Raw genomic sequence first — 8,484 nt, 5'->3', positions numbered from 1 at the left:
GTTCTTCCTATTTGCTTCGGCAAGGACACTAGACTCATAGAGTATTACGATCACGATTGGAAGACATATGAAGCAGAACTAGAGCTCGGCAAGATTACTGATACATTGGATATAACTGGTGATATCTTAGAAGAACGTGAAATCAGAGGCGTTACTGTAGAGGATATAGAGTCACTTTCTGGCAGGTATAAGGGTACGATTACGCAGATTCCACCTAAATATTCGGCTCTTAAGGTAAACGGTCGTCCTTTGTACAAGTATGCACGAGAGGGGCAGAAAATTGATATCGAAGCGAAGAAACGACAGATAGAGATAAAGCATTTTGCATTCAATTCTATTGATATTTCCTCAAAAAAAGTTTCATTTACCGTAACTTGTTCGAAGGGCACCTATATAAGAAGTATTTGCTCTGAAATAGGTGAATTACTAGGGGTTGGAGCAATGATGACCAAGCTTGTGAGAACAAGGAGCGGCGTCTTTACGGATGAGACCTCACATGATTTAAAGAATGTACTCGAGATGAGGGATTCTGAATTAGACGATATCATTATAAGCGGCGAATCGACTATCGTTAACCTTAGAAAGCTAATTCTTAGAAGAGAAAGCGTGCCATTTTATTTTAATGGCAGGCTTATAGAACGAAAATACTATATGGCTGATTGGGAGAATCACGATACTAACTCATATAAAGGTAAATTATCTAACAATGAACATTTCGATATAACAGAGGATGAACTAAACTTCTTCAGTGATATATACAGACTATATAGTGAAGAAGGAGTTTTTCTAGGAACTTGCCGTATGAATGAAGACGGAAGTTTAAAACCAGAGAAAGTAATGGGAAATAGAGATTAATATGAAGGTGTACAGATCACTTGCAGATATTAATATAGATTTTGAAACCTCGGTTGCGCTAGGCAACTTTGATGGTGTTCATATCGGACACCAGAAAATTTTAAAGACGGCCGTTCAAATGGCAGAGGCGCTTGAAGTAAAGCCAGCTTGCTTTACGTTTTCGAATCATCCACGAGAGCTATTTGGAAAGAGTGGTAGCAGCATTCTCTTTATCACCAATGATGATGAGAAGCTGCAGCTTTTCGAGGACGCGGGCATTGAAGTGGTATTCGACGTGCTCTTTGATGAAGTTACGATGAATATGTTACCAGAGGTATTCATTAAAGAGATTCTATGTGATAAGCTAAAGGCCAAGGGCGTATCTTGTGGTTTTAATTATCGTTTTGGTACAAGAGCTAGTGGTGACAATCAATTACTTCTAGAACTCGGCAATAGATACGGATATGAGACTAGTATAATTCAGCCGGTAAAAGTCGGTTCTGAAATCGTAAGTTCAACGGCAATCAGAATCTACATCGAGGCTGGAGATATTATAAAGGCTAATGAGTTTCTCGGCAGACCTTTTAGTATCTTTGGAGCTGTGGTTCGTGGAAATCACATCGGTTCAAAGATTGGTTTTCCGACCGCCAATATAGAACTTAGTTTTAACAAGGTATCGCCTATGAATGGAGTGTATTTTACGCGCACTTCAGTGGACGGTTCTACTTACAATAGCGTTTCTAATGTCGGCACTAAACCGACTATAGGTGATTATGATAAATCCATAGAAACGCACATATTTGGCATAAATGAAGAGCTATATGGAAGGGAAATCAAAATTGAATTTCTCAAACTACATAGACCAGAGGTTAAGTTTGAAACTGTAGAGCTGCTCACCGAACACATTGCTGATGACGTAGAATCAGCGAGGAGATTTCATGGTGTCAAAAAGCTTTAACATGGAACATGACGATAGAGAATTTAATAAAGATGTGATTTTAGCAGAGAAGATAATTGCCGCAGCGCAGGACAAGATAGTCGCGAACATGCGGTTTATGGACTCTGCTGTTTTTGCGCTCAAAAAATCAATTGTGCTCTATAACAAAGATATTTTCATGGTAGATGGAACAACACTTTACTATAGTAGTGATGTGATATTTTCTAGGATGAAGCAAGGGATATCAGTACTGACGCATGATTATATGCATGTTCTTCTTCACTGCATTTTTAAACACTATTATGTCACTGAGAAGGTAAATAGGCTGTACTGGAATTTGGCGTCTGATATAGCTGTTGAAGAAATGATTGAGTTGCTTGGAGCCTGCTACTTCAATACACCTGAAAGCAGTGAAAGACGAGATGAACTTAAGAAAATTAGAGCTAAACGAGGCAGGCTTTCAGTAGATAGACTATATAAGTCTTTTATAACGGATCCACCAATTGAAGCTGAAGTAGGTCTAATGCGAGAACTATTCACAGTTGACAATCATTCACTTTGGTACGTAGCTAATAAGAGTACGAATCAAACAGTTGACACATACGAAGTAAGTGATGATGGAGAACTGGACAATTCTCGTTCACAAGATCGAGATGAAAATCAGCAGAGAAGCTTCGATGATAATGATAGAAAGTTTGATGTATCGAGTATAGAGGAATCAAACGGTACTGACGAATGCGAAGGTGTAGCACTGATATCTGACCAAGATTGGGATAAGATAAGAGAGATGGTCAAGACTGTACTCGAAATGGATGACGCTAGCTTCGGTAATGTTGGAGGAACTATCCAAAAGGAGCTGCGTTATGCCGAGGAGAAACGGATAGATTACAGCACCTTTTTAAGAAAGTTTGCAGCAACACACGAGGTACTCAAGGTGGATGATGATTCATTCGATTATATAATGTATACGTACGGACTGAATCGCTACAGAGACATGCCGCTCATAGAACCGCTCGAGTATAAGGATGAGAAGAATATTCGAGACCTAGTTATTGCAATTGACACCTCAGGCTCCACAGATGGAGACCTAGTAAAAAAGTTCGTCGATAAAAGTTTCGAGATACTCGGTAATAACGATGTAATCGGAACTAAATTTAATATCCATGTGATACAATGTGATGCGGAGATTCAGGATGATACCGTGCTTAAAAACAGGAAAGATGTAGATGTCTTTCTGCAAAATCTTGAAATAAAGGGACTTGGTGGAACAGATTTTCGCCCGGTGTTCCATTATATTAATGAGCTTATACGAAGGAAGGAACTCCGAAATTTGAGAGGACTGCTCTATTTTACAGATGGAAAGGGTACATACCCCAAGAAAAAACCACTGTACGACACAGCTTTCATATTCGTAGATGATGATGTTTTCGATGAGGACGTTCCAGCATGGGCGATGAAGGTGTATTTTGACGAGTGAAGCATATTTAAATATGTGGAAATGGAGACAATTTGAACATTCAAGAAGCAAAGAATCAGGTGAAATATGCAGTTATTTCGTACCTGTCAAAAGATGAATTTGGAGAATACAAGATTCAGATAGAGAGGCAGAGACCGATATTTCTCGTAGGACCACCGGGAGTTGGTAAGACTGAGATCATGTCTCAGGTTGCAGAAGAAATGGACATCGCTTTAGTGTCGTATTCCATGACGCACCATACCAGGCAGAGTGCGATAGGTCTGCCTTTCATTTCTGAACACCAGTATGGCGACGAGAGCTGCAGAACTACCGAATACACGATGAGTGAGATTATAGCCAGTGTGTACGATAAGATGGAAGAAACCGGCAAGAGAGAGGGAATCCTCTTCCTAGATGAAATCAACTGTGTGTCGGAAACGCTTGCTCCTGCAATGCTGCAGTTCTTACAGATGAAGATATTTGGTCGCCATAGACTGCCTGAAGGCTGGGTCGTAATCACAGCAGGAAATCCTCTAGAATACAATAACTCCGCAAGGGAGTTTGACCTTGCAACACTCGATAGACTTAAGAGAATTGACGTAGAGCCAGAGCTTGAGACTTGGCTCGTATATGCTAGAAATAATGCTGTCCATGCCGCGGTTTCAAATTATTTGACTATCAAGAAGGATGACTTCTATAGCGTAAGGCTTACGGTAGATGGCAAGCTATTTGTAACAGCTAGAGGATGGGTAGACCTGTCTGAGATGATCTACCTGTATGAACAAAACGATATCGAAGTTAACCTCGAGCTCGTAAGGCAGTATATTCAGGATGAGAGAATCGCACGTGACTTCACTTCATACTATGATTTATTCTATCGCTATAGGAGGGAGTATGATATTGCTGGCATCCTTGCAGGCATTGGATATGATAAAGCAGCTGTGAAACTGGCAGATGCTCCATTTGACGAGCGTATTACAGTTGTCAGATTGTTAAGTGATGCACTCGGTTCCGATTTTAGGAGTGAGTTTGTGAGATCTAAGGTTATCGATGAAGTGATGAACCGCATTAAGCTTCACAAAGAGGAACTTCTTGGTGCTAAGCTCGATGAGGCAGCGCAGATTATGAAGAGCATATCTTCTGAAATGGAGGATGATCTTAGGGAGAGCAAAAAGGCCCACTCCGTATCGAGGGTGAATGAAAGAATCTCCAGAAAGTCTATTCAGACGATGAGAGACATCATGCACAATGTGATGGGCGGAATAGGCGAACCTTCATCAGTTATTACTGGTGAGATGAGCAAACTTAACGATGAGAGAAATGCTCTCGTAAAGTCGGTGCAGGACCGCATCAGAAACTCTTTTAATTTTATAGAAAGTGCTTTTGAGGGAGATAACGAGATGATGATATTTGTAAGAACCCTATCAGAGGATAGATATAGTGCAGGCTTCCTGGCAAAGCACGGAAGTGAAGAATACTCGAGGTGGAGCAAGGGACTCATCATGAGTGACAGAGAACAAGAGCTGACCAGAGAGATTGAAGGTTTAGAGTCGTAAGGAGGTTGTATGCCAAAGCTAATAGCAGGACATACCCTTATCAATTATGATGAAAATGTGCCACGTGTCGTTATACCTAAATTCGTATTTTCGATTGCTGATAGAGCCTTTAGCGAGAGAGGTCAGATTAAAGCCATAGAGATGGGAGAGTCGGTTAAGAGCATCGGTAACTATGCCTTTAGGATGTGCTACAGCATGAAGGAGATAATTCTGCCAAGTGCTGTAGATGAGTTTGGAAAAGGCGTGTTTGAAAACTGCTGGGCGCTTGAAGGTGTTAAGCTTCCAGCAGGAGTTAAGTTTATTGATGACGAGATGTTCGCAGACTGCAACTCTATGAGAGAGATATTTTTGCCGGACAGCATAGAAGAGATTGATTGTAATGCATTTAGCAGGGTACCGAAGCTAGTTTATCTACATATAAGTCCAGATAAGATAGAACTGCTTCCGGAATCAGTTAGCGATATAGCCATTCTCTCTTATATGGATAAGCATAATAACGATGATGATGGACAGGAGAAGATAAGCGATATAGGAATCATAAATAGATATATGGATGAACATGAAGCGAGGCTAACTAGATTAGCCATAGGTCAATCCAGGACACTGGCGATAAGGTATATGGTTAGGAGAGACCTAGTTCAGACAGAGCATATATGTGAACTTGTTGAGTTGGCAGCAAAACTGAAGAGTTCAGAAATAGTAGCCCTGCTCATCGACGAACAGACTAGAGCGCGGTACGAGGAAAGTGAGCCGGCTCAAGAGGAATGGGATCCATTTGCTTAGAAGAGGGGGAGCGATGAAAAAGGAGTTTGAGACTTCTGAATCAATGCGAATAGGAATACTGCTTGCAATCTGCGGGGGATTCATGGATGCTTACTCATATATAGGACGAGGTGGCGTTTTTGCAAATGCAGAAACTGGTAACATCGTACTCCTCGCCATAAGCCTGGGTAATCACCATATGCGCGGTGTGTTTCATTATCTCGTTCCTATAGTTTCCTTTGCAGTTGGCGTTATGATATCTCAATATGTCAAAATTATTCGCAAGAATAGACCGACAAGGCTGCATTGGCGCCAGGTCACTATTTTCTTCGAGATGATTGCAATGTTTGTTGCAGGCTTCCTACCGCAAGAATACAACCTGATAGCAAACTCATTAATATCGCTGACATGCGGTATCCAAGTAGTTACATTTGCAAAGGTGAGAGGGAACGCAATTTCGACCACTATGTGTACAGGCAACCTAAAGATTGGTACTATGAACCTAAACATGTATCTGGCTACCAAAGAATCCAGTTATGCTAGAAAGTGTCTCCATTACTATGGTTGTATATTGTTCTTTATCTGCGGAGCAATTATAGGTGATTTCTTTACAAGAATAATTCATGAGTCGGCTGCCTTCATAGTAGTGGCGTTACTGCTCGTTGCAAATATTATGATGTTCTTTAATCACAAGAGCAGTGAAAGGAAACGTTATGAAGCAAGAGGAAATTAGGGAGCGTCTATTTGAGCTGCAGGATATTGGCTACAAGGAGTTTAATTGTAAACTGATTCCCGGAGTTGATCCAGATTCAGTGATAGGAGTTAGAACACCAGCGCTTAGGAACCTCGCAAAAGAGATTTTCAAATCTGGTGACTATAGGGAGTTTGTCGAAGATCTCCCACATAAGTATTATGAAGAGGTTAATCTTCATGGCATGATAATATGTTTTATTAAGGATTATGAAGAGGCTATATGTAAAGTGGATAAATTGCTTCCGTATGTAGATAACTGGGCAACTTGTGATCTACTAAGCTTTAAGAAAGCTTTCAAAGGCAATCTCAATAAGCTCGAAAATGATATTAAGAGGTGGATTGCATCTAATGAGACTTACACGGTTAGATTCGGCATTGGTGTACTGCTAGAGTTCTATCTCGATGATGCCTTTGATTCAAAGTATCTGGAGTGGGTAGCAAGAGTTGAATCTGACGAGTACTACGTAAAGATGATTAAGGCGTGGTACTTTGCAACTGCCCTCGCAAAGCAATATGAGGCAACGATACCGTATATAGAGAATCACACGCTTGAAGAATGGGTGCACCGTAAAACCATTCAAAAGGCAAAAGAGAGCTATAGGGTTAGCGACGAGACTAAAGAGTATCTGAATACGCTAAAGTAATTTGCCTGAAAGCTAGACAGATACCTATATGTGTGATAGTATAGCTAGGTAAATTTTTATACCCTTGCTTCAGCTGCACGTTACTCCGAACGGTGGCGATGTGAGGGCGGATGACAAACAGGAGGAGAAACAATGCTTACAAAGGAAAAGAAGCAGGAAATCATCAAAGAGTATGCTACTAAGGAAGGCGATACAGGTTCCCCAGAGGTTCAGGTTGCTATTCTAACTTACAGAATTAACGACCTTAACGGACATCTCAAGGAGCACGCTAAGGATTACCATTCAAGAAGAGGTCTTCTTAAGATGGTAGGACAGAGAAGAAACCTACTTAAGTATCTTAAGGACACTGATATCGAGAGATACAGAGCACTTATTGCTAGACTCGGTCTCAGAAAGTAGTAATATTATCTGACAATATAAGCGGGATGTGTATCCCGCTTATTTGTATATAGGAGGGATAATAATCCCGAAATCGGTCAAAATTGACCGATTTGCAATGCGAATCTTATTAGTAAAAAGTACGATTAACAGGAAGGAGTTGTTAATTATGGCAAGATTCACGGATTATCACACATTTAGGACAGCACTAGGCGGTAGATTGTTGCAGCTTGAGATTGGAAAGGTTTGCGAACAGGCAAACGGCCAGGTTACAGTTAGATATGGAGATACTGTAGTCAACTGTACAGCCACTGCTTCAAAGCAGCCAAGACAGGATATCGATTTCTTTCCACTTAGCTGCGATTATGAGGAGAAGATGTACGCTGTAGGAAAGATTCCTGGAGGATACATCAAGAGAGAAGGAAGACCTGGAGAGCACGGAATCCTAACATCAAGACTAATGGATAGACCGCTCAGACCACTTTTCCCAAAAGGATTTAGAAATGACGTATCAGTTGTTGCCGTAGCGATGAGCGTTGATCATGACTGTTCACCAGAGGTTGCAGCGATGATTGGTTCATCTGTTGCACTCGCTGCATCGGACATTCCTTGGGATGGCCCAACAGGTTCTGTAAAGGTAGGAAGAGTAGACGGTGAGCTCATCATCAACCCTACTTATGAGCAGAGAATGAAGTCAGACATTGACCTTACGGTAGCCGGAACTAAAGACGCTATCATGATGGTTGAGGCTGGTGCAAATGAAGTATCAGAGAGCGATATGCTCGACGCTATCATGTTTGCACATGAAGAGATCAAACAGCTATGCGCGTTCATCGAAGAAATTGTCAAGGAAGTTGGCAAGGAGAAGATGGAATACGTTGTATTCAAGGCTGACGATGATGTAGATGAAGCAGTTAGAGCTTATGCTACAGACAAGATGATTGAGGCTATCAAGACTTTTGATAAGTTAGAGCGTCTTGAGAACATGGATAAGGTTGAGACAGAAACTCACGAGCATTTTTCTGAAATCTTTGAAGATAGAGATAAGGAAGTGAGCGAAGTTCTGTATGCCATCAAGAAGGAACAGGTTAGATCTATGATTCTTGATGAAGGCATTAGACCTGATAACAGAAAGCTTAATGAGATCAGACCACTTTTCAACGA

The 8,484-nt window shown here is 41.1% G+C and carries 8 protein-coding genes and 1 pseudogene; all 9 read left to right on the top strand.

Annotated elements, in window-relative coordinates:
• A partial coding sequence (truB, locus tag AXF17_RS06700; protein ID WP_094234346.1) for a tRNA pseudouridine(55) synthase TruB occupies positions 1–855 on the top strand: 855 nt, incomplete at its 5' end.
• A gap of 1 nt (position 856) precedes the next feature.
• The gene (locus AXF17_RS06695; RefSeq protein WP_094234345.1) at positions 857–1,792 is read left to right on the top strand and encodes a bifunctional riboflavin kinase/FAD synthetase; all 936 of its coding nucleotides are present in this window, start codon (positions 857–859) and stop codon (positions 1,790–1,792) included.
• A complete protein-coding gene (locus AXF17_RS06690; protein WP_094234344.1) occupies positions 1,773–3,248 on the top strand; it encodes a vWA domain-containing protein in 1,476 nt (491 codons plus the stop codon). Before AXF17_RS06695 ends, AXF17_RS06690 begins: the two co-directional genes overlap by 20 nt.
• Positions 3,249–3,280: 32 nt before the next feature.
• On the top strand, positions 3,281–4,783 hold the full coding sequence (locus AXF17_RS06685; protein ID WP_094234343.1) for an ATP-binding protein: 1,503 nt from the start codon (positions 3,281–3,283) through the stop codon (positions 4,781–4,783).
• Positions 4,784–4,792: 9 nt separating this feature from the next.
• Positions 4,793–5,566 (top strand): leucine-rich repeat domain-containing protein, encoded by a 774-nt coding sequence (locus AXF17_RS06680; protein WP_094234342.1) that lies wholly within the window; start codon positions 4,793–4,795, stop codon positions 5,564–5,566.
• A 13-nt stretch (positions 5,567–5,579) separates the two neighbouring features.
• The gene (locus AXF17_RS06675; RefSeq protein WP_094234341.1) at positions 5,580–6,278 is read left to right on the top strand and encodes a YoaK family protein; all 699 of its coding nucleotides are present in this window, start codon (positions 5,580–5,582) and stop codon (positions 6,276–6,278) included.
• Entirely contained in the window at positions 6,259–6,942 is a 684-nt protein-coding gene (locus AXF17_RS06670) for a DNA alkylation repair protein (protein WP_094234340.1), read from the top strand. The genes AXF17_RS06675 and AXF17_RS06670 overlap by 20 nt, the downstream gene beginning before the upstream one ends.
• 132 nt (positions 6,943–7,074) lie before the next feature.
• A complete protein-coding gene (gene rpsO, locus AXF17_RS06665; RefSeq protein ID WP_094234339.1) occupies positions 7,075–7,341 on the top strand; it encodes a 30S ribosomal protein S15 in 267 nt (88 codons plus the stop codon).
• A 148-nt stretch (positions 7,342–7,489) separates the two neighbouring features.
• Positions 7,490–8,484: pseudogene (locus AXF17_RS09580) on the top strand (polyribonucleotide nucleotidyltransferase); the annotation flags it as partial.

Source organism: Mogibacterium pumilum, from assembly GCF_002243385.1.
Lineage (GTDB): Bacteria > Bacillota > Clostridia > Peptostreptococcales > Anaerovoracaceae > Mogibacterium > Mogibacterium pumilum.
Note: the sequence above shows the minus strand (reverse complement) of the source record. Positions and strands in the feature narration are given on the sequence as shown.